This is a genomic window from Longimicrobium sp. (assembly GCA_036389795.1).
In the GTDB taxonomy this organism is placed as follows: Bacteria; Gemmatimonadota; Gemmatimonadetes; order Longimicrobiales; family Longimicrobiaceae; genus Longimicrobium.
This window is the reverse complement of record DASVWD010000139.1, coordinates 13,994-33,971: the sequence shown is the minus strand read 5'-3', so window position 1 is coordinate 33,971 and position 19,978 is coordinate 13,994. Positions and strand designations below refer to the sequence as shown.

The window sequence follows — 19,978 nt, the reverse complement described above, 5'->3', positions numbered from 1 at the left end:
CGCACCGCGATTCTCCGCCGACTCCGCCGGTTCTGTGTGGTCGCCCCGCCCACGCCGAAACGGGCGGCGCCGCGGTTGCATTCCTCTCGGTGACGCCCGGGGCGCCGCGCTCTCCGCGCGCCGGGCGGGACGATCCCGCAACCGCAACTCCCGCCGACAGATGCGAGCACGCCGCCCCGCTCCGCCGCCGCCCGCGCGCCCCCGCCTGCCGTCGCGGCGCTGTTGCGCGCGCGCAACGCGGGGGGCGCTCCTGGCGCTGGCGGCGCTCCTGGGCGGCGCCGGCGGGGCGGGGGCCCAGGCGGCCGCGCCGGCCCGGCCGGGCGGGTACACGGCCGTGGCGGGCGACGACTGGCGCGGCTACCGCTCGCTGGACGAGCTGCGCGCGGCGCGGCGCTTCTGGTGGTTCCGTCGCGAGGACGTGCACCGCTGGGTGGAGCTGGTGCCCGACCCGCTCTTCGGGCGGGCGGCGCGCGTCACCTTCGCGGCCTCGCCCGAGACGGGGTTCGCGCCCCGCATGCAGGCGCGCCTCCCCGAGCCGCTGGAGCGGATGTGGTTCCGCTGGCGGATGCGCTGGTCGCCGGGGTGGACCACGGTGGGGCCCGGCCCGGCCGGATACGCCAACGCCTACAAGCTGGCCTTCTGGCTGTGGGAGGGCTACGACGGCCGCGGCGGGATCGAGCTGACCAACGTCGACCAGTACGTGCTGGTGGTGGCCGCCTCGCGCGAGGGACGGTGGCTCCCCTACCGCAAGCGCATCCTGGCGGGGGGCGGCGACTTCGGCCGCATCACCACCGAGTGGCGCGACGGCCAGTGGTGGGAGTTCGTGGTGCACTACGAGAAGACCGGCCCCGAGACCGCCCGCCAGCACTGGTGGCGGCGGCGGCTCACGGCGGACGGGCGCGTGGCGCCGGGCCCGTGGGTCTACGCGGGCGTGGAGATCTCCGGCGCGCCCACGCCGCGGGTGCGCGGCGTGGAGCTGGGCGCCAACAAGAACCGGAGCACCCCCGCGGCCATGTACATCGATTGGGGGCCTTGGGAGGTGGTGGACGGCTCCCGCTACCCCGACCCCTGGGGGCTCCACCCGCCCCGCTGAGCCGCCCGTTTTCTCTCCCTCCCCTGGAGGAACCGCTTGCCCGATCCCAGCTCCCCGGCCGGCCCGGCGACCCTGCCGCCCCCGCCGCGGCCCGCCCCTCCGTCTCGCGCTTCCGGCGGCGCGACCCGCGCTGAGCGGGCTCGCCCCGGACTCGCGATGCGCCTGGCGCCGCTTGCGCTGGTGGCGCTCGCGGCGGCGCTGCGCCTGCCGGGGCTGGCGCGCTTCCCCTTCGAGCAGGACGAGCTGTACACGATCCAGGAGTCGCGCCTGCTCTGGGACGTCCCCCTGCTGCCGGGGATCGATGCGCGGCCGCTCTACTTCCTCCTGCAGCACGCGCTCTCGTGGCTGGCGCCGGAGACGCCCGTGGCGCTCCGGGCGATGCCGCTCGTCTTCGGGCTGCTGGGCGTGTGGCTCGTCTGGCGCGCGGGGGCGCGGCTGATCGGTCCGGCGGCGGGGCTGGCCGCCGGGCTCCTGGTGGCGGTCGCCCCCTGGCACCTGCACGCCTCGGGGATGGCCCGCTACTGGTCGCTCCTCTTCCTGCTGGCGGCGGCGTTCTACCTGGCCCTGGCGCGCGGCTGCGAGACCGACCGCCCCCGCCACCTGCTGGCCGCGCTGGCCGTGCTGGTGGCGGGGATGCTCACGCACCCCACCTTCCTCTTCCCCGCGGCGGGCGCCGCGCTGGGGGTGACGCTGGTGGACGCGCGCGGGCGGCCGGGGTGGCGCTGGCCCTCGCGGAGGGCGTGGGCGCTGCTCTGGGGGCCGTTCCTGGCCGCGCTGGCCGCCTTCGCGCTCCTCCTCGAGCTCACCGGCCGCGAGGAGGCGGTGCGCAACTGGGGCGGGCGGGGGTGGGCGGCCAGCGCGCGGCTGGTGCCCGCGATGGTCGAGTGGCTGACGCCGGCGGTGGCGGTGGCGGCGCTGGCGGGCGCGCTCCTGCTGCTGGCCGAGCGCGAGCCGGCGCGGCGCCGCTGGGGGGCGATGACGCTGGTGGGCGGGCTCTCGTCGATCGTGCTCCTGCTGGCCGCCTCCACGCGCACCGACGTGTACGCCGACTACGCGATCGCCGCGCTCCCGCTGGGCTTCGTCTCGGCGGGCGCGCTGGTGCAGCTCGCGGCCGAGCGGGCGGGGCCGCGCGCGCGGGCGGTGGCGCTCTCCCTGGCCGCCGTGCTGGCCGCCGCCGTCCTCCCGGGGACCGCGTCGCACCTGTCGGACGGGATGCGCTTCGACTACCGCCCCGCGTTCCGGCACATCGAGCGCACGGCGCCGCGGGTGGCGGTGGCCACCTGGCCGGTGGTGGTGCAGCAGCACTACGCGCCCTCGCTGCGCGGCCTGTGGCTCCTGACCGACCCCCGGCGGCTGGACGGCTACCTGGCCGCGGAGCGGGACCTGTGGGTGGTGACGTCGGTGCGCCGCTACGGGATCGTCGGCGACGGCGGCGGCCGGGCGGCGGCGTGGCTGGACGGGCACTGCCGCCGGGAGATGGCGTACGAGCGCCCGCGCTGGGACTACCGGGTGTACCGGGTGGAGGTGTGGCGGTGCAGGGGATAGAGTGCGAAGTGCGAGGTGCGAAGTGCGAAGTGCGTGGATCCGCGCCGGGCGGTTGATGCCCGTAGCGAATTGATCCGGGAAGCGAGTGGGTCCTCGACCGTCGAGTGATCCTCGCCTGCTGGGCTCTCGCACTTCGCACTTCGCACTTCGCACTTCGCACTTCGCACTTCGCACTTTCCTGTGGCACGGCCGCAACACCGGCGACGGCGGGGCGACATCCGGCAGCGGGAGGAGAGAGAAAAACCGTTGCGGCACCTGGGTTTTCTCCCCGTGGGAGCGGGCACCGCGATTGCCCCCGCGGCGGGCATGAACGGGCCCTTCGACCTCTCGGTGATCGTCCCCGCCTACAACGAGGAGGCGCGGCTGGAGCCCACGCTCCGCGAGGCCGCCGCCTACCTCCGCTCGCGCGGGCGCCGCGCCGAGCTGATCGCGGTGGACGACGGCAGCCGCGACGGCACCGGCGCGCTGGTGCGCCGGCTCGCCGACGAGATCGCGGAGCTGCGCCTGATCCGGCTCCCCGCCAACCGCGGGAAAGGCTACGCCGTGCGCACCGGCGTGGTGAACGCGCGGGGCGCCCGGGTGCTCTTCATGGACTCCGACGGCGCCACCCCCATGGCCGAGCTGGAGCGGCTCGAGGCGGCGCTCGACGCGGGCGCCGACGTGGCCATCGGCAGCCGCGCCATGGCCTCGGACCAGGTGCGCGTGAAGGCCCGACTGCACCGCCGCGTGATCGGCCGCGTCTTCCACCTGCTGGTGAGCGCGCTGGCGGTGCGGGGCTTCCGCGACACCCAGTGCGGCTTCAAGCTCTTCACGGCCGCCGCCGCGCAGGACCTGTTCACGCGCATGCGGATGAACCGCTACAGCTTCGACGTCGAGGTGCTGCTGATGGCGCGGCTGCGCGGCTACCGGGTGGACGAGGTGCCGGTGAACTGGGTGCACCGCCCCGGCTCGCAGGTGAACCTGGTGACCGACTCGCTGCGTATGGCCGCCGACCTGGTGGCGATCCGCGCCCGCCTCCTGCGCGGCGGCTACGCCCGGCCGCACCTGGCGCCGCTGCTGGAGCGCCCCGCCCCGCTCCCGCTCGCCCGCGCGGCCACCGAGCCGCCGGCGCTGGTCTAGGCGCCGCCCTCCCGGGACCCTCCCGCATGCAGACCACCGCCACGCTCGCGGCCCCCGCCGCCCCCGCGCGGGCGCCCCGGCCCCGGGCCGCGGCGCGCGCCGCGGCGGCGCCGTGGACGCCGTACCACGCGGCGCTGGTCGTGATGGTGCTCACCTTCGTCTGGCGCGTGCAGGACCTCTTCCCCCTGCTGGGGAAGTTCCGCCCCGCCATCCTCTCCTCGCTCCTGGCGCTGGGCTTCTTCCTGCTGGGCCCGGTGGGGCTGGCGCCCGCGCGGCTCAGGCACCCGGTGTTCCGCTGGGCGCTCGCCTTCCTGGCCGTCGCGGTCCTCTCGGTGCCGGCCGGCATCTTCCCGGGCAACAGCTTTCGCTTCCTGACCGACGACCACCTGAAGACGGTGCTCTTCGCCGTCCTCCTGCTCTGCGCCGTGCGCTCGGTGGCCGACGTGGAGCGCTTCGTGGCCGTGCACGTGGTGGGGGGCGCCCTCTACTGCGTGATGATCCTCGTCCGCTACGACGTGGGCCCCGACGGCCGGCTGGGGGGGCTGGTGTACTACGACGCCAACGACCTGGCCATGCTGGTGGTGTGCACCTTCCCCCTGCTGGTGTACCTCACCCGCCCGGGGTCGCGCTGGCTGCTGCGCCTGGTGGCGGTGGCGGCGATGGGGCTGTTCGTGGTCACCATCATCAAGACCGGCTCGCGCGGCGGCTTCCTGGGGCTGGTGGCGGTCTTCGGGACGATGCTGGTGGGCTTCCGCGCGGTGCCGAAGGCGCAGCGGCTGGGCGCGCTGGGCGCGGTGATGCTGGTGCTGGCGGTGGCCGGCGGGAGCGGCTACTGGAAGAAGATGGAGACGATCCTGCGGCCGCAGGAGGACTACAACTGGGGCGGCAACCGCGAGACGGGCCGGGTGGAGGTGTGGAAGCGGGGGATGGGGTACATGCTGCAGCGGCCGCTGCTGGGGGTGGGGGCGGCCAACTTCCCGGTGGCCGAGGGGAGGATCTCGCCGCTGGCCGGGCGGCAGGAGCTGGGGCAGGGGCTCAAGTGGTCGGCCGCGCACAACTCGTTCGTGCAGGTGGGGGCGGAGCTGGGGGTGCCGGGGCTGCTGGCGTTCCTGCTGCTGCTCTTCGCCGCCTTCCGCGCCACCCGCGCGCTGGGGCGCTCGCGCGCGCCGGACGGCTCGGTGCCCGACGCGGCCGCGCTCGGCCAGGCGCTCACCGCCACGCTGGTGGGCTACTGCGTCGCGGGCTTCTTCCTCTCGCAGGGCTACTCGGCCTACCTCTACACTATCCTGGCCCTGGTCGCCGGCCTCTCCGCGGTCTCCGGCGCCGGCGCGGCCCCCGCCGCCGAGCCCCGGCCCCCCAGCGCGCGCCGCCCCCTGGGCCGCGGCGGCCTGGTGGTCGGCTCCCGGGCGGCCTGACCACGATCTGGCCTCTCGCGGATCCTTGGGAATGAAGAGCGGGAGCAGAAGGCGACGGGTGTCGTCTCCTGCTCCCTTTTGCTTTCAGTGCGATACCGGGTCCGTTGAACGCCTTTCCTCACGCAGAATCAGCAGAGTATTTCTCCGCTGACTCCGCCTGATACCGGATCAGGATGAACAGCCTGGCGATCGGGGGATGAGCGGGCGGGCATCCGTGCCGCTGCCGCGCCCAACCCACCTGGCAAGGCGAGTAGATCCTTCGGCCCTGCAAGCATTCGGGCGGATGCTGGTTCCGTGTGTCCGGGCCTCAGGATGACAGCAACACCAGGTTCCGGAATGACGTCGACCACTCAGGCGAGAAGTCGTACTTCGTACCCCGTACTTTCGCACTTTCACACTCACGCACTCACGCACTCACGCGCTCACGCACTCACGCACTCCCCCGCGCCTCCCGCAGCGCCCCGCGGAACGCGCGCAGGCGGTCGCGGTGCAGGGCGAGGACGGCGAGGGCGTACCCCGCCGCGCCGGCGGCCACCTGCGCGGCGAAGAGCGCCCAGAGCGGCCAGGCGGCGGGCGCCAGGCGCGCCGCCGCCCACACGCAGGCTCCCAGCAGCGCGCAGCCGCTCGCCGCGGGGCCCAGCGCCCGCAGGTACGCCGCGGGAGACAGCTCCAGCCGCCGGAAGACGCGCGCGAAGAGCGGGGCCAGCACCAGCGGGTGCGCCAGCATCCACGCGGCCGCCACGCCCGTGGTTCCCCAGCGGGTGCCGAGCACGAAGGCCAGCGGGAGGAGGAGGGCGGCCGTCACGTTGTTGCGCATGGTGAAGCGCACGTCGCCCACGGCCGTGAGCACCTGCGGCAGGAGCGGCGTCACCGAGCGGATCGAGGCGTAGAGCGCCAGCAGCCGCAGGGGGAGGATGGCGCCGCGCCACTTCTCGCCCAGCGCCAGCAGCACCAGGTCGTCGGCCACCAGCGCCAGCCCCAGCGTCATCGGGAAGGTGACCAGCGCCACCCCCTCGGTGATGGTGAGCAGGTAGCGGCGCAGCGCGGCCCGGTCGTCCTGCACCGCCGCGAAGAAGGCGGAGGTGACGCGCAGTATCGTCGCGCTGACCTTGCCGATGGGGATGCTGGCCAGCGACCACGCCAGGGTGTAGGCGCCCAGCGCGCGCTCGCCCAGCGCCTTGCCCACCACCATGAAGTCGGCGTTGGAGTACAGGTACCACGACAGGCGCGCCACCAGGAGCTGGCCGCTGAAGGTGACGGCCTGGCGCACCGCGGACAGCCGCGGCCGGGCGAAGCCGTGCGGCCGCCGCGCCACCGCCATCCCGGCCGAGAGCAGCCCGCCGAAGAGCGTGCCTCCCACCAGCGTCCAGTACCCGGCGCCCGCCAGGGCCAGCAGCACCGTGACCAGCGCCATCACGATGGCGCCCACCCCCTCCATCAGCGCCAGGGTGCGGAACGCGAGCTCCTTCTGCAGCACCGCGTCGGGGACGGTGCGGAAGCCGGCCACCACGAAGCCCAGGCTCATCACCAGCAGCACCCCGACCAGCTCCGGGGTGCCGGTGAAGCGGCTGAGCGGCACCGCCGCGGCGCAGACGAGCGCGGCGCTGGCGACGCCCAGGAGCACCGACAGCGCGTTGATCTGCCGCACCTGCCCCGGGTCCAGCCCCCGCAGCACCACCACCGCCGCGCCTAGCCCGAACTCGCTCACCATGGTGACCAGCCCCACGAACACCGTCGCCATCCCCACGATCCCGTAGTCCTCGGGGGTGAGGATGCGGGCGACCACCAGGGTGGAGGCCCAGGTGAGCAGCTGGCTGGCCCACTTCACCCCGCCCGTCCAGGCGATCCCGCGCACCAGCGAGAGGTCGAGCGAGACCTGCCGCGCGGGAGCGGGCGCGTCGAGGGCGGCCGTCCCTGCCTGGGGCACCGCGAGCGTGGGAGGGGTCATCCGGGGAGGAGCCGTCGATCGGGAAAAGGGTTGGTGCTCGGGGTCGGTCGGCGGACGCCGTGTTGCGCGGGCGCCACACCCGGCGGGACGCATCGGCAGCGTCCGGACTCGACGTGGCGCCGGGACCGGGCACGGGAGACCGCGGATCGCCCGCGCGGACAGCGGCGGCGCGTCTTCTCGCCACGCGCGAAGCCACGCCCGCGCAGGCGCCGTCCGCCCGAGGCAGGGCACGTATGCTGCCACTGCGGCGCCTGGCGCGCGCCTCCCGTCCCGCGCGCCCGCGGTCCGGCCCCTCCTCCCACCCAGCGGACATCGGTCCCCGTGGACTCGTCTTCGGCCCTGCTCCTCCCCGACGCTCCCGCTCCCCGCGCTACCCGGCAGCCGTCCGCGCGCTGGGAGGCAACCCCTGTCGCCCCGGGCGACTGGGAGGACGCGCTGGCGGCGTGCGGGGGCACCTTCTTCCACTCGCCGCACGCGCTGGAGGTGAGCCTCCCCGCGGGGACGCCCGTTTACGCCCGCCTGGAGCAGGGCGGGCGGACGCTGGCCGTGGCGGTGGGGGCGGCCACCCGCTGCCGCCTGTCGCGCCGCTCCCGTCATGTGCGCTTCGCCGCGCCGCCGGCCGCGGCGCCGGGGGTGGACCGCGACCGCGCCGCCGCCGGGCTGGCGTCGTTCCTGGCCGCGCGGGGGGCGGCCGAGGTGGTGATGGACTCCTTCGACGCCGGGTACCGCGCGGACCCGCCGGGCGGCGCCCTCCCCGCGCGGGAGCGGCGCGAGTACGTCGTCGCGCTCGATGCCGACCCCGCCGAGCTGCTGCGCGGGCTCGCGCGGACGCACCGCCGGCACGCCGCGCGGGGGGACAGGGAAGGGTGGGCGGTGCGCGCGCTTCGCGGCGATGCGGCCGTCGAGCTGCTCGCCCGGGTGCAGCGGACGGCCTCGGGGCGCGCCGCGCGCCGGGGCGGCGGCTTCCCCACGGGCGAGCCGCCCGCCGCGGCCGGGCGCCCCGCCGACCCCGCGCGGCCCTGGGGCCTCTGCACCTTCGGGGCGTTCGCGGGAGACGCTCCCCTGGCGGCGGCGCTGGTGGGGTGGGCCGGCGGGTGCGCCTACTACCTGATGGGCGGATCGACCGAAGAGGGCTACCGGCTGGACGCCGCCACCTGGCTGCACTGGCGCCTCATGCGCACCTTCGCCGGGGCTGGCTGCCGCGCCTACAACCTGGGCGGCGCCCCGGCCGAGGCCGAGCGGGCGGAGCACCCCCAGCACGGGCTCCACCGCTTCAAGCTGGCGTTCGGCGCCCGGCCGACGGAGTGCCGCGGGGCGCGCTGGGAAACGGCGCCGCGGCACCTGTGGCTGCACCGGGCGATGGCGCGCCTGCCGGGGGTCGGGCGGTGAGCTCCGCGGCTCCCGCGCTGACGCTGCGGATCGCGCGCTCGCTCTCGGCGCGGCTGCGCTCGGTGCGCGCGAGCCCGGCGCTCTCTCCCGTCGCGCTGCGCGAGGCGTGGACCTCCCGCCGCGGGGGCCACCCGGTGGACGAGGCGCACGGCCCCCACCTGGAGGCCGCGCTCGACTGGCTCTGCCGCGCGCAGGACGCCACGCCCGACGACGGCTTCGCGCGCGCGTGGGCGCTCGCCTGGAACGCGCACTTCCGCGCGGCCGGCTGGCAGCCGTCGTACCCCGAGACCACCGGCTACATCATCCCCACCCTCTACTCGGCCGCCCGCCTGCTGGGCCGCCCCGCGCTGGCCGAACGGGCCGGGCGCGCGGCGCGCTGGGAGGTGGCGGTGCAGCTCCCCTCGGGCGCGGTGCGGGGCGGCGTGGTGGGCGAGGCGCCCTCTCCCGCCGCGTTCAACACCGGGCAGGTGATCCTGGGGTGGCTGGCCGCGTGGGAGGAGACGGGCGACGCGGCGTTCGCCGCGGCCGCCGCCCGCGCCGCGCGCTTCCTGGCCGGGTGCGAGGAGGGCGGGCGCTTCGCGCGGGGGAGCTCGCGCTTCGCCCGCGGCGACGCCACCGCCTACAACGCGCGCGCCGCCTGGGCCCTGGCCGAGGCGGGGCGCGCGCTGGGCGAGCCCTCGTTCGTGGACGCGGCCGCGCGGGTGCTGCGCGCCACGGCGGCCGCGCGGGACCCGTCCGGCTGGTTCCCCGGCTGCTGCCTGTACGACCCGGCGCGCCCGCTCCTGCACACGCTCGCCTACGCGGTGCGCGGGCTGCTGGAGGGGGGGCGGGTGCTGGAGGACGCCGACCTCGTGCGCGCCGCGGAGACCGCCCTGGAGCGGCTGGCGGAGCAGATCGGCGGCGACGGGTGGATGTCCGGCCGCTACGCGCGGGACTGGCGCCCGGCGGCCGAGTGGAGCTGCGTCACCGGCCAGGCGCAGATCGCGAACAACTGGCTGCGGCTGCGCGAGGTGACGGGGGACGGCCGCTGGCTGGAGCCCGCCGCGCGCTCGATCCGCTTCGTCAAGCGCACGCAGAACCGCGCCGCGCCGGAAGACGGGCTGCGGGGCGGCATCCCCGGCTCGTGGCCGGTGGACGGCGAGTACGGGCGCTACGAGGTGCTCAACTGGGCCGCCAAGTTCTTCGCCGACGCGCTGATGCGGCACACGGCCGCCACCTCGCCCGGCGGCGGGCGGGGCGGCGTCTCCCAGCTGGCCTGAGGGAGGGGGCGATGCGCGTGCTGCACGTGCTGGCGCCGGCGCCGTACGGCGGGTTGGAGCGGGTGGTCCGCTCGCTGGCCGCCGGGCTCGCGCGCCGCGGGCACGCGGTCGACGTCGCCGCCGTGCTGGAGCCGAACGGCCCGCCGGAGCGCCACCCCTTCGTCGCCGCGCTGGCGGAGACGGGGGCCGCCGTGCACCCGCTCGTCGTCTCCGGCCGCGGCTACCTGCGCGAGCGCTCGGCGGTGGCGGCGCTCTGCCGCGGCCTGCGGCCCGACGTGGTGCACACGCACGGCTACCGCGCCGACGTGGTGGACGCGGGCGCCGCCCGCAGAGCCCGCGTCCCCGTAGCCACCACGGTGCACGGCTTCACCGGCGGCGGCGCGCGCAACCGGCTTTACGAGGCGCTGCAGCGCGCCGCCTTCCTCCGCTTCGACGGCGTGGTGGCCGTCTCGCGCCCCCTGGCCGAGCGGCTGCGGCGCGGCGGCGTCCCCGCGCGGCGCCTGCACCTGATCCCGAACGCGTGGGACGGCGCCGCCCGGCCGCTGGGACGCGAGGAGGCGCGCGCCCGGCTCGGCATCCCCCCCGGCGCCTTCCACCTCGGCTGGGTGGGGAGGCTGAGCCGGGAGAAGGGGCCGGACGTCCTCCTCGACGCCGCCGCGCTCCTGCCGGACGCCGTCGTCTCCTTCGTGGGCGACGGGCGCGAGGCCGGGGCCCTGCGCGCGCGGGCGGAGCGGCTGGGCGTGGCGGGCCGGGTGCGCTGGCACGGGGCGATGGACGGCGCCGCGGCGCTCTTCCCCGGCTTCGACGCCTTCGTCCTCAGCTCGCGCACCGAGGGGACGCCGATGGTGCTCTTCGAGGCGATTGCCGCGGGCGTCCCCGTGGTCGCCACCCGCGTGGGCGGCGTCCCCGACGTGGTCGGCGAGGCGGAGGCGCGGCTGGTCCAGCCCGAAGACCCGGCCGCGCTCGCCGCGGCGGTCGACGACGTCCGCCGCGGTCCGGACGCCGCCGCCCGGCGCGCGGCCGCCGCCCGCGCGCGGCTGGAGGCGCGCTTCGGCGCCGACGCCTGGCTGGCGGCGTACGAGTCGCTCTACGCCGGCCTCGCCGCTTCCTCGCCTTCCTCCCGGTGACGATGCAGACCGCCGCCTGCGCCGCGATCGCCTTCGCCTTCGTCCTGGCCGCGTACGCCTACGCCGGCTATCCGCTCCTGCTGCTGGTCTGCGACCGGCTGCGCCGCCGCCCGGCCGCCGCTCCGGCGGACGGGTGGGAGTGGCCGCGGGTGAGCATCAGCCTCCCGGCGTACAACGAGGAGCGCGAGATCGCCGCCACGCTGGAGGGGCTGCTGGCGCTCGACTACCCGGCCGACCGGCTGCAGGTCGTGGTGGTCTCCGACGCCTCCACCGACCGCACCGACGAGATCGTGCGCACCTTCGCCGGCCGCGGCGTGGAGCTGGTGCGCACCCCCGGGCGGCGCGGCAAGACGGCCGCCGAGGACTTCGCCGCCGCGCGCCTCACGGGCGAGATCGTGGTGAACACCGACGCGTCGATCCGCGTGCCGCCGGGGTCGCTGAAGGCGCTGGTGGCGGCGTTCGCGGACCCATCGGTGGGGCTGGCCTCGGGGCGCGACGTGAGCGTGGCGCGCCTGGACGCGGCGGCCAACTCCGGCGAGGGGCGCTACGTGGGCTACGAGATGTGGGTGCGGCGGCTGGAGACGCGCGCGGGCGGGATCGTGGGCGCCAGCGGCTGCTTCTACGCCATCCGCGCCGCGCTGCACCGCACGCGCCTCCCCGAGGGGCTCAGCCGCGACTTCGCCGCCGCGCTGGTCACGCGCGACGCGGGATACCGCGCCGTCTCGGTGGACGAGGCGGTGTGCCTGGTGCCGCGCACGGCGTCGCTCCGGCGCGAGTACCGCCGCAAGGTGCGCACGATGGCGCGCGGGATGGCCACGCTCTCGCACCTGCGCCGCCTGCTGGACCCCGTCCGCCACGGCCGCTTCGCCTGGATGCTGTTCAGCCACAAGGTGTGCCGCTGGGCGGTGCCGTGGGCGGCCGCCGCGGCCTGCGCGGGCGTGCTGGTCCTGGCGGCCACGGAAGCCTGGGCGCGGGGCGCGGCGGCGCTGGGCCTGGCGGCGCTGGCGGCGGCCGCGGCCGGGGCGGCGTGGCCGGAGGAGCGGAAGCTGCCGCGCCCGCTCGCCGTGCCCACCTACCTGGTGATGGGGAACGTGGCCGCGCTGGAGGCCGGCCTGCGCGCCCTGCGCGGCGAGCGCAACGCCGTCTGGGAGCCCACCCGGCGCGAGCCCGCGGCCGCGGCGTAAAAAAGGAGATCGGCCGAATTCTGGCGAAGACAGACCGTCGCACCGCCCTGACGCCTTCGCTCGGCGTCGAATCGGATCAGAATCTCACGCAGAGTCAGCAGAGTTAGCAGAGAACCGCGTTCGTCCTCTGCTAACTCTGCGTGAGGCTTTGTTGTTGTTTTTCCAGGCTCGAGATCAGCTCTTCCCCCCGGCCAGGCGCACCCGTTCCGGGTCTGGACGATCAATGTGCCGGAAGGCGGTGCGCACCGTGTACACGCCGAGCGAGGCCGCGTGGATGAAGGGATTCGCGGTGCGGACGCCGACGGGGACGGCGCGGCGGGCGGCCTCCAGGAACGAGGCGGCGTCCGTGAACGGCGGCACCTCCGTCCAGGCGCGGCCCACCTCCCAGGGGAAGTGCGCGTCCGACGAAGCCGCGGCAGGGAGGCCCCGCGCGCGGGCGGCCGCGGCGGCCCGCCGGTTCCACGCCGGGAGGAAGGCGCGCGAGTTGAACACCTCCACCACGTCGGCCACGGCCAGCACGCGCCCGGACCGCCACGCCGCCCCCGTGGCGTACGCGAACGGGTGCGGCGCGTAGACCAGGCCCCCCTGCGCACGGATCCGCTCCACCGCCTCCTCCAGCGGCAGCCGCATCGGCACCCGCTCCGCCAGGAACAGCCCGATCAGCTCCGTCCCGCACCGGCAGCGCACCTCCTGCCCCACGATCACCCGCTCGCCCCCGGCCGCGCGCGCCTCCAGCGCTCCCTCGACCTCGCCGTGGTCGGTGACGGCGATGCGGTGGAGCCCCGCCCGCGCGGCCCGCTCCACCAGCTCCGCGGGGCGGGTGAGCGCGTCGCGCGAGGCGCGGGTGTGCGCGTGCAGGTCCACGCGCCAGACTTCCGGAGAGTGGCGGAGATCCATCAGGGGTGGACGGCCGTGGGGCGAGGTTGTGGCAGCCGCGCAACGAAGCGCGGCGCGGTCCGCCCGCGGAGCCGGCAAGCCCCGCGCCGGACCCGGGCGGCGGTCGGACGCGGAATGCGTCCCTGGTCCCGCGTCTCCGGCCGCGGTGGCGGGAAACGTTGGTCCCGGTGGCGGTTCGGGCGCGCAGACGGCGGGCGGGCGGCCGGAGAAATCCGCCGCTTCGCGTCGTCGCGGTCCGGTCAGGGGAGCGGCCTTCTTCTTGCTCCCGACAGGGTTCCCGTCCTGCAGCCCCGCCCGAGTCGTCTCCCCGGACTTTCGGAAAATTCATGGCGCAGCCCACCTCACAGGAGCCTCCCCCGCCGATGTTCAACGACCCCCCGCCCGAATCGCTGCGCGGCGCCCGCGTCCTGGTCACCGACGACGAAGACCTGGTGCGCACCGTGTACGCCGAGGTCCTGCGCCGCTACGGTGCCGAGGTGGCCGAGGCCGCCGACGGCGCCGAGGGCGTGAGCCTGGCGCGCGCGCTCCGCCCCGACCTGGTGCTGATGGACCTGCGGATGCCGGGGACCGACGGCTGGGAGGCGCTCGCCGCGCTGCGCGCCGACCCCGCCACGGCCGGCCTGGTGGTGGTGGCGTTCTCCAGCGACACCTCGCAGGCCACCCGCGGCCGCGCCCTGGAGGCCGGCTTCGACGCCTTCCTGGAGAAGGCGTACACGGCCGGCAACCTGGTCCGCGCGCTGGAGGGCCTGCTGCGCGAGGCCCGCGAGCGGCGCGAGAAGGCCAGGCCCGCCGACCCCATGTCGGTCGCGGCGGCCGCGCTCCTCCCCTTCCTCCCGCCCCTCCTGGGCTGACGGCAGGTCCGGATTGCGAGTGCGAGCGAGGGGCTCCCCCGGCGGGGAGCCCCTCGCTCGTCGTGTGGACCACGGCGGCACCGCGGTCGGGCACCACCAGCGTAATCCTCGAGCAATCAGGTTGACGATGAACTTGCGTGTGTTCACTTCGTACGTTTATTGTGCCGCCGCGCTTGCCCCGATTTTGTTTTGGAGACAGACGGGAGCGCCGAGAACCTTGCCCGCAGTATAACCTATAGCTTATAATTCCATCGGTGCGATGAGCGAGCACTGCGAAGTCCGGTTTACGCAGGCAGCCGAGAAGGAACTCAACAGCGTCGCAGCCAGAGATCCCAAGCGGGCGCTGATCATCCGGGCACTGGTTGCGCAGGTTGAGGAGAATGGCTGGAAGCTTTCCACCAAGTCGGAGGTGATAAAGGTTCTGCGCAACCAGACGTGTGTAGCGGAGATCCGCGACTTGGGGAGCGGCGGTTACCGCCTCTTCCTCTTCTGGTACGAGCGGGAGCGGGTGCGTGAGCTGTGGGTTTGTCGCGTGCTCCCCAAGCAGGACGTGGTAGGCCGGAAAAGGATCAGCAAGATCTGCGACGCGGTGGAAAAAGTCCGCGAGCGCTTTCTCAAGGAGCAGGAATGACTTTCAAGCGACAGGGCTCTCGGGCCAGCGAAGTGTTCGCGAGGCTCCTCGAAGACACGCCGGGACTTGCCCAGGCAGAGAAGGAGCTTGGAAGCAAGCTGGTTATCGCCGAGAACGTGATGCGGCTGAGGATCCAGCGCGGCTACACCCAGAAGCAGCTCGCGGACGCGCTCGGTGTCCGGCAACCGCGCATTGCGGAGATCGAGAGCGCGCGAGCGAACCTCCAGGTCGACACGCTCGATCGTCTGGCAGAGGTGTTCGGTGTGGAGACCGCCAGCCTCTTCAGGGTAGAGAAGGCGTCTCCGCGCCGCGCATTGAAGCGACGGGGATCCGTCGGAAGCCGCAAGCCCGAGGACGCGAAGAGATAGGATTCCTCTCCAGCCGAGCCAATGTGAGCGCGGCCGCCGAAGCACTCGGCGGCCGCGCTGTCGTTCTTCCGCGAGAGGCGAGCCTTACGCCCGCATGCGCTCTTCCTTGCGGCGGCCCTGGCGGCGCACCTTGCGGCGCACCAGGTCGCGGGCCCAGCGCCACTGCATGCGGTCCCACTCGTCGCGGGGGAGCTCGCCCTCCGCGCGGCGCGCCCGCAGCCAGTCCAGCAGCTCGCCCACGGGGACGAACCAGCCGTCGCGCGCGGCGAGCGACTCCAGCCGCCGGCGTACCAGGCGGTCCACCTCGCCGCCCTTCGCGAAGCCCTTCCCCAGGTGCGTGGCCACGATGCAGAAGCCGCCCTCGCGCTCCAGCTTCTCCTGCCGGTCGGGGCGCAGCAGCTCGGCGAACGCGTCGCGGTCCTCGGCGTCGGAGCACGAGAACCACCAGCGCACCAGCGGGCGCGCCGGGTCGTGGTACGGCATCGAGGGGTTCACCCGCGCCAGGTTCACCTCGTCGAAGGTGAGGTTGCGCACGTACTCCACGTGCCGCGCGCACAGGTCGCCCCACCAGAAGCGCGAGCCCTCCACGTGCCCCTCGAAGTACCCGGCGGGGGTCGGCAGCGCGCGCTGGATCACCGCCTTCAGCAGCGGCTGGTCGACGCGGCTGGTGCCCCAGTACAGGTTCTCGCGGTTGAACGAGTGGTTGGCGTGGATGCGCGGGTACGCGCCGAAGAGGGCGCGGAAGCGCTCCAGCGCCGCCAGAGTGCGCTCGCGCTCGCTGGACTCCATGGTGGCCCCGTGCCAGGTGACCTCGAAGCCGCGCCCCACCAGCCAGAGCACGAACTCCAGGTAGTCGGGGTCCTCCAGCGTCTGCGACGAGGAGAAGTTGCGGCTCCCCTCGGGGCAGGCGAGCGGCCACACGGTCTTGGTGGTGCGCATCCCCAGCTTGTCGAGCAGCCGGTAGACGGGGCCCACGTTGTCGACCGTGGCCACGTCGGTGTCGTCGAGGATGGTGAAGGCGAAGCGCTTCCCGCCGGGGAACTCGAAGTCGGGCTCCGTCATCAGAACACCTCGTCGGCGTGGCTGTCGCCGCGCGTGAGCCACCAGGCGGCCAGGCTGCGCGGCAGCGGCGGCTCGCCCGGGGCCTCGCGCAGCAGCACGTGCACGGTGCGGGGGAAGGGAAGGTAGGCGCGCCGCCGGTGCGCTTCGGCGGCGGCCGGGTGGGTGGCGGCGCAGACGAGCGCGTCGGCGTCGAGCGAGCGGGCCACGGCCTCCGAGCCGGCCAGGAGGGCGCGCGCCACGCGCGGCCGCTCCGGGGGGAACACCAGCTCGGAGACCGTGGCCAGCCGCACGCCGGCGAGCCGCGGGTCGCCGTCGGCGCGCGGGGGGCGCACCGCGGCGAAGCCCGCCAGGCCCCCGGCGCCCTGCACGCCCAGCAGCCGGTAGCCGCCGGCCTCGGCGTAGCGCGCCTGGAGATAACCGTAGTCCCGCGCGGGGGCGGCGGGGAGCGCGCGGCGGACGCGCGCCCAGAGCCGGGCCGCCTCGCCCGGGGGAAGCTCGGGGAGGACCACGGCGCGCTCGCCGCCGCCGCTCCCCCGCATTCCCGTCCACGCTCCCAGCGCCGCGGACGCCAGCGCCCCGGCGGCGCTCGCGGCGAGCGGGGAGCGCCGCAGGAGGCCGGCGGCGGAGCGCGCGGCGCGGGGGAGGCCGGCGCCTAGAGACTCCGGGTCGATGCAACGCAGCACGCGCGCGGGGTCCAGCAGGCGGACGGCGTCGGGGAGCGCGCCCAGGTCGGTGAATCCGGCGGCGGCGAAGAGCTTCCGGGCTTCGGGGGCGACGACCATCGCCAGGGCGCACCCCAGGTGGCGCACGGCCTCGCGCACCAGGAAGAAGCCCACGGGGCCGTTGCGGTGCTCGGGGAGCACCATCAGCCCCTTCACCCAGTGCGCGCTCCGCTCGCCGGCGGCCGTCCACAGGCGCACGGGGAGCGTTCCCACGTGGCCCACCGCCTTTCCTCCCGCCAGGAAGAGGAAGGTGGGCGGCTCCTCGCCCGGGTGCACCGGGTTGCGGGCGGCGGCGGCGCGGCGGGCGGCGCGCACCTTGGGCAGGGTGGCGGCGGGGTCCCAGGTGCGCCGGTAGAAGTCCGCCAGCAGCTCCAGGTGCTCGGGGCCGGCGCGGACGACACCCGTCGTCGTGGACGCGTCGACCGAAGCCGGAGCCGGGGGAGAGACGGCGGCGGGCGCGCTCACCAGGTGACCCCCCGGCGGGCGAGGACGCGCTTGATGGCGCCCACGCTGGTGGCCTCCAGCGCCTCTTCCACCGAGAGGCTCACGCCGTAGGTGGACTCGAGCGCCAGCACCAGGTTGATGTGGGCCAGCGAGTCCCACCCCGGCGTGTCGGCGTTCGAGGTCTCGTCGCTCACGCGCGCGGGCTCGACGCCGAAGACGCGGCTCACCAGCAGCTCAGGACGCATCGCGCACCGTCAGCCGGATCCAGGCGGGAGGCGCCACGGCCCCGGCGGCGATCCCGCGCTCCCAGGTCTCCACTCCGTCTTCGCTCGACCGGAGCGCGAAGCCGTGCCGGACCCAGAAGCCGGCGGCGGGGCGGTTCTTCGCGCTCTCCACGAACTCCCCCTCCAGCCGCGTGGCCCCGGCCGCGCGCGCGGCGTCGCAGACCACGGCCAGGAGCGCCGTCTCCAGCCCGTAGCCGATGGCGCGGCAGGAGAGGAGGAGGCTGTCCACCGTCCACGCGTCGCCGCCGACGCGCACCAGCGCCGCGCCCACCAGCCCGTGGTCGCTGAAGCGGTCGCCGGCGGAGAGCGTCCACAGCCGCCAGCCGGGGTCGGCGGCCAGGGCGGCCAGGCGCGCGGCGTCGTGGCGGCGGGCGGTGAGGTTGAACTGGTTGGTGCGCTGGAAGAGCTGGGCGACGCGCGGGAGCGTGGCGGAGCCGGCCAGCGCGGCCTCGGCGGCGATCTCCAGCGAGTGGAGGAACTGCTCCAGCGAGGGGGCGCCCTCGCGGGCCCGCTCGCGGCCGCGGCGGGCGCGGTAGAGCGCGGCGCGGCCCCGGTCCTCGCCGGTGACGGCGAGCGCCTGCAGCTGGGGGAGGCGCTCGACCGCGGCGCGGTAGAGCGCCGGGTCCGCCGGGAGGTCGGGGGTGAGCACCTCGGGGAGCATCTGCCGCATCAGCTCCCGCTCGTCGGGGTTGTCGTCGAGGAAGACCAGCGAGTCGGCGCCGATCCCCAGCTCGGCGGCCACGGCGAGGACGTTCTCGTGCTTGGGCTGCCAGTTGATGCGGAGCGCGGCGAAGTGCTCCTCGCGCAGCACCATGGCGGGGTGCGCGCGGATCACCTCCAGGGCGTCGGCCTCGTTGTTCTTGGAGACGGCGGCCAGCAGCACGCCGCGCGCGGCGAGCGCGGCCAGGGCGCGCTGGAAGTCGACGTACTCGGACCCCGGCGAGGTGTCGCCCAGGCGCAATCCCGCGGGGCCGTCTTCGCCCACCACGCCGCCCCACAGGGTGTTGTCGAGGTCCACCACCACGCACTTGCGGGTGAGGCCCCTGAGCGGGACCACGTAGCCGGCGTACGCGCGGGCCAGCTCGGGGAGCACGGCGGGGCCCACGCGCATGCGCGCCAGGTGCCGCAGTTTGGGCTCTTCGGGGGCGCCGCCGGGGCGCCGGGCCAGCAGGTCCTGCACGTCGAGGAGGTGGACGGCGGGGAGGTCGGCCAGCCGCCCGGCGAGGCTCCCGTTCAGCTCCGCGAGCCAGGCGCCGCGCGAGGCACCCGGGGGCGCGGCGGCGCCGAGCGGGTCGGGGTAGGCGGTGTGGAACGCGTGCACCACCAGCGGGGCGTCGCTCCACTCGCGCAGCGCCCGCGCGGCCGCGCACACGCGCTCGACCGCCGTCTCGCCCGCGGCGCGCAGCTCGTCGGGCGACGGGGTGCCGGCGAGGGCGGGGACCAGGTCGTCGAGCGCCGCGGAGAGGAAGACGGCGTCGGGGGCGAAGGCGCGCAGGCCCGCCGCGGGGTCGAGCACCTCGCGCTCCCACGCGTTGAAGGGCGCGGCGTACAGCTCGGGGACGACGCCCGCGGCGCGCAGCTCCAGGTCCAGGAACGGCTTGAGCGGGTCGATGGTGAACGACGACAGCAGCGCCACCCGCGCGGGGGCGCCCGCCTGCGGGGGGAGCCCGCCGCGCGCGCGGGCGATCCAGCCCACGGTGGCGGGGGAGGGGTCGGCGCGGCCCAGGCGGGCGAGCAGAGCGTGGCCGCGCGGCCCGTCGCCCGCGGCGACGGCGAGCTCGGCGGCCAGGCGCAGCAGGCCGGGGTGCGCGGGGAGGCGGTCCAGCTGGCGGGCGACGAGGCGGGCCAGCGCGTCGGGGCGCCGCTCGCCCGGGACGGCGGCGGCCAGGGCGACCACCGTCTCGGGGGCGACGGCGTCGGCGTGGGTGGCGGCGAAGGCGACGGCCAGGTCCACCAGCGCGGCGTCGCCCCGGGCCAGCACTTCGCCGGCGAGGACGTCGAGGACGCGGCGCAGGTCGGCGTCGGAGAAGAGGGTGCGCGCGGCGGAGCGGACCTCCAGCAGCCAGGCGACGGCCGCGGCGGGGTCGAGCCGCGCCAGCGCCTCGAGCGTGGCGGGCGCGGGGTGGGCGCGCGCGGCGGCCTCCTCCAGCCGCGCGCCCAGGTCGCGCAGCGCGGCCTCGGCCTCGAGCGCCTGGAGGAGGCCCGAGTGCGCGATGGGGGTCGTCGTGGGGGCGGCGGGTGCGTCCGGCATGCGTCGGGGGAGAGGTGCGGTCGTGTCGGGGCCGGCGTCGGTGCCACGGCCGGCGGCAGGGGGGAAGGCAAGCCGCATACGCCGCGGAAGGCGGGGTCGCGCCCGGGCGGCGCTCCCGTCGTAAGTGGTTGGGGAGCAGGGGATTGGGAGAAGGCGCGGAGCTGTGGGCCTGGGATGGCGACGGGGGTTGCCGTGATGCACGGGCGCAACGGTCGTAGTCGCGGGGAGGGGGAGACAGCGCGCCGGGGGCTCCGTCGCGCTTCGACGTGCCGCGGCGCGGCGTCGGGGGGCCCTCACCCGCCGCCTTAGAGCGGCAACCCTCTCCCAACTTCGGGAGAGGGTGGACTTTACGAGGTCGATCGTGGAGAGCGGAGTTTTCGTAGGGGCGA

17 protein-coding genes are annotated in these 19,978 nt (G+C 75.8%); 11 read left to right on the top strand and 6 right to left on the bottom strand.

Annotated elements, in window-relative coordinates:
- Window positions 1-160 precede the first annotated feature (160 nt).
- From VF746_18320 to VF746_18305, 4 genes are all read left to right on the top strand, one after another.
- Entirely contained in the window at window positions 161-1,093 is a 933-nt protein-coding gene (locus tag VF746_18320) for a hypothetical protein (GenBank protein ID HEX8694383.1), read from the top strand.
- Between the two features lie 156 nt (window positions 1,094-1,249).
- Window positions 1,250-2,638 carry a glycosyltransferase family 39 protein gene (locus VF746_18315; GenBank protein ID HEX8694382.1) on the top strand — a complete coding sequence of 463 codons (1,389 nt, stop codon included), beginning with the start codon at window positions 1,250-1,252 and terminating at the stop codon, window positions 2,636-2,638.
- Window positions 2,639-2,944: 306 nt separating this feature from the next.
- The gene (locus VF746_18310; protein HEX8694381.1) at window positions 2,945-3,757 is read left to right on the top strand and encodes a dolichyl-phosphate beta-glucosyltransferase; all 813 of its coding nucleotides are present in this window, start codon (window positions 2,945-2,947) and stop codon (window positions 3,755-3,757) included.
- Between the two features lie 26 nt (window positions 3,758-3,783).
- The gene (locus VF746_18305) at window positions 3,784-5,172 is read left to right on the top strand and encodes an O-antigen ligase family protein (protein HEX8694380.1); all 1,389 of its coding nucleotides are present in this window, start codon (window positions 3,784-3,786) and stop codon (window positions 5,170-5,172) included.
- Between the two features lie 430 nt (window positions 5,173-5,602).
- Here VF746_18305 and VF746_18300 read toward each other — a convergent pair whose 3' ends face one another.
- Window positions 5,603-7,120 carry a lipopolysaccharide biosynthesis protein gene (locus VF746_18300; protein HEX8694379.1) on the bottom strand — a complete coding sequence of 506 codons (1,518 nt, stop codon included), beginning with the start codon at window positions 7,118-7,120 and terminating at the stop codon, window positions 5,603-5,605.
- 321 nt (window positions 7,121-7,441) lie between these two features.
- Here VF746_18300 and VF746_18295 point away from each other — a divergent pair, with 321 nt between their 5' ends.
- The 4 genes from VF746_18295 to VF746_18280 are packed head-to-tail and all read left to right on the top strand — an operon-like array spanning window position 7,442 to window position 12,079.
- Window positions 7,442-8,509, top strand: a complete 1,068-nt coding sequence (locus VF746_18295) for a GNAT family N-acetyltransferase (GenBank protein ID HEX8694378.1) — start codon at window positions 7,442-7,444, stop codon at window positions 8,507-8,509.
- Window positions 8,506-9,768: a hypothetical protein gene (locus VF746_18290; protein HEX8694377.1), complete on the top strand. Its 1,263-nt coding sequence runs from the start codon at window positions 8,506-8,508 to the stop codon at window positions 9,766-9,768. The genes VF746_18295 and VF746_18290 overlap by 4 nt, the downstream gene beginning before the upstream one ends.
- An 11-nt stretch (window positions 9,769-9,779) precedes the next feature.
- Entirely contained in the window at window positions 9,780-10,895 is a 1,116-nt protein-coding gene (locus VF746_18285) for a glycosyltransferase (GenBank protein ID HEX8694376.1), read from the top strand.
- Window positions 10,896-10,897: 2 nt separating this feature from the next.
- Window positions 10,898-12,079 carry a glycosyltransferase gene (locus tag VF746_18280; GenBank protein HEX8694375.1) on the top strand — a complete coding sequence of 394 codons (1,182 nt, stop codon included), beginning with the start codon at window positions 10,898-10,900 and terminating at the stop codon, window positions 12,077-12,079.
- 174 nt (window positions 12,080-12,253) lie between these two features.
- Here VF746_18280 and VF746_18275 read toward each other — a convergent pair whose 3' ends face one another.
- Entirely contained in the window at window positions 12,254-12,943 is a 690-nt protein-coding gene (locus VF746_18275) for a PHP-associated domain-containing protein (protein ID HEX8694374.1), read from the bottom strand.
- A 359-nt stretch (window positions 12,944-13,302) separates the two neighbouring features.
- On the opposite strand from VF746_18275, the gene VF746_18270 reads away from it, so the two are divergent.
- From VF746_18270 to VF746_18260, 3 genes are all read left to right on the top strand, one after another.
- Entirely contained in the window at window positions 13,303-13,827 is a 525-nt protein-coding gene (locus tag VF746_18270; GenBank protein ID HEX8694373.1) for a response regulator, read from the top strand.
- 259 nt (window positions 13,828-14,086) lie between these two features.
- On the top strand, window positions 14,087-14,458 hold the full coding sequence (locus tag VF746_18265) for a hypothetical protein (protein ID HEX8694372.1): 372 nt from the start codon (window positions 14,087-14,089) through the stop codon (window positions 14,456-14,458).
- A complete protein-coding gene (locus tag VF746_18260; protein HEX8694371.1) occupies window positions 14,455-14,826 on the top strand; it encodes a helix-turn-helix transcriptional regulator in 372 nt (123 codons plus the stop codon). Before VF746_18265 ends, VF746_18260 begins: the two co-directional genes overlap by 4 nt.
- An 84-nt stretch (window positions 14,827-14,910) precedes the next feature.
- Here the strand turns inward: VF746_18260 and VF746_18255 are convergent, their stop codons facing one another.
- From VF746_18255 to VF746_18240, 4 genes are read right to left on the bottom strand one after another with little or no spacing between them, the layout of a single operon-like run.
- On the bottom strand, window positions 14,911-15,888 hold the full coding sequence (locus VF746_18255) for a hypothetical protein (protein ID HEX8694370.1): 978 nt from the start codon (window positions 15,886-15,888) through the stop codon (window positions 14,911-14,913).
- Window positions 15,888-17,075: a hypothetical protein gene (locus VF746_18250; protein HEX8694369.1), complete on the bottom strand. Its 1,188-nt coding sequence runs from the start codon at window positions 17,073-17,075 to the stop codon at window positions 15,888-15,890. The genes VF746_18255 and VF746_18250 overlap by 1 nt, the downstream gene beginning before the upstream one ends.
- Complete coding sequence (locus tag VF746_18245) at window positions 17,072-17,299, bottom strand: acyl carrier protein (protein HEX8694368.1); 228 nt, start codon at window positions 17,297-17,299, stop codon at window positions 17,072-17,074. The genes VF746_18250 and VF746_18245 overlap by 4 nt, the downstream gene beginning before the upstream one ends.
- On the bottom strand, window positions 17,289-19,589 hold the full coding sequence (locus VF746_18240) for an HAD-IIIC family phosphatase (protein HEX8694367.1): 2,301 nt from the start codon (window positions 19,587-19,589) through the stop codon (window positions 17,289-17,291). Before VF746_18240 ends, VF746_18245 begins: the two co-directional genes overlap by 11 nt.
- Window positions 19,590-19,978 lie beyond the last annotated feature (389 nt).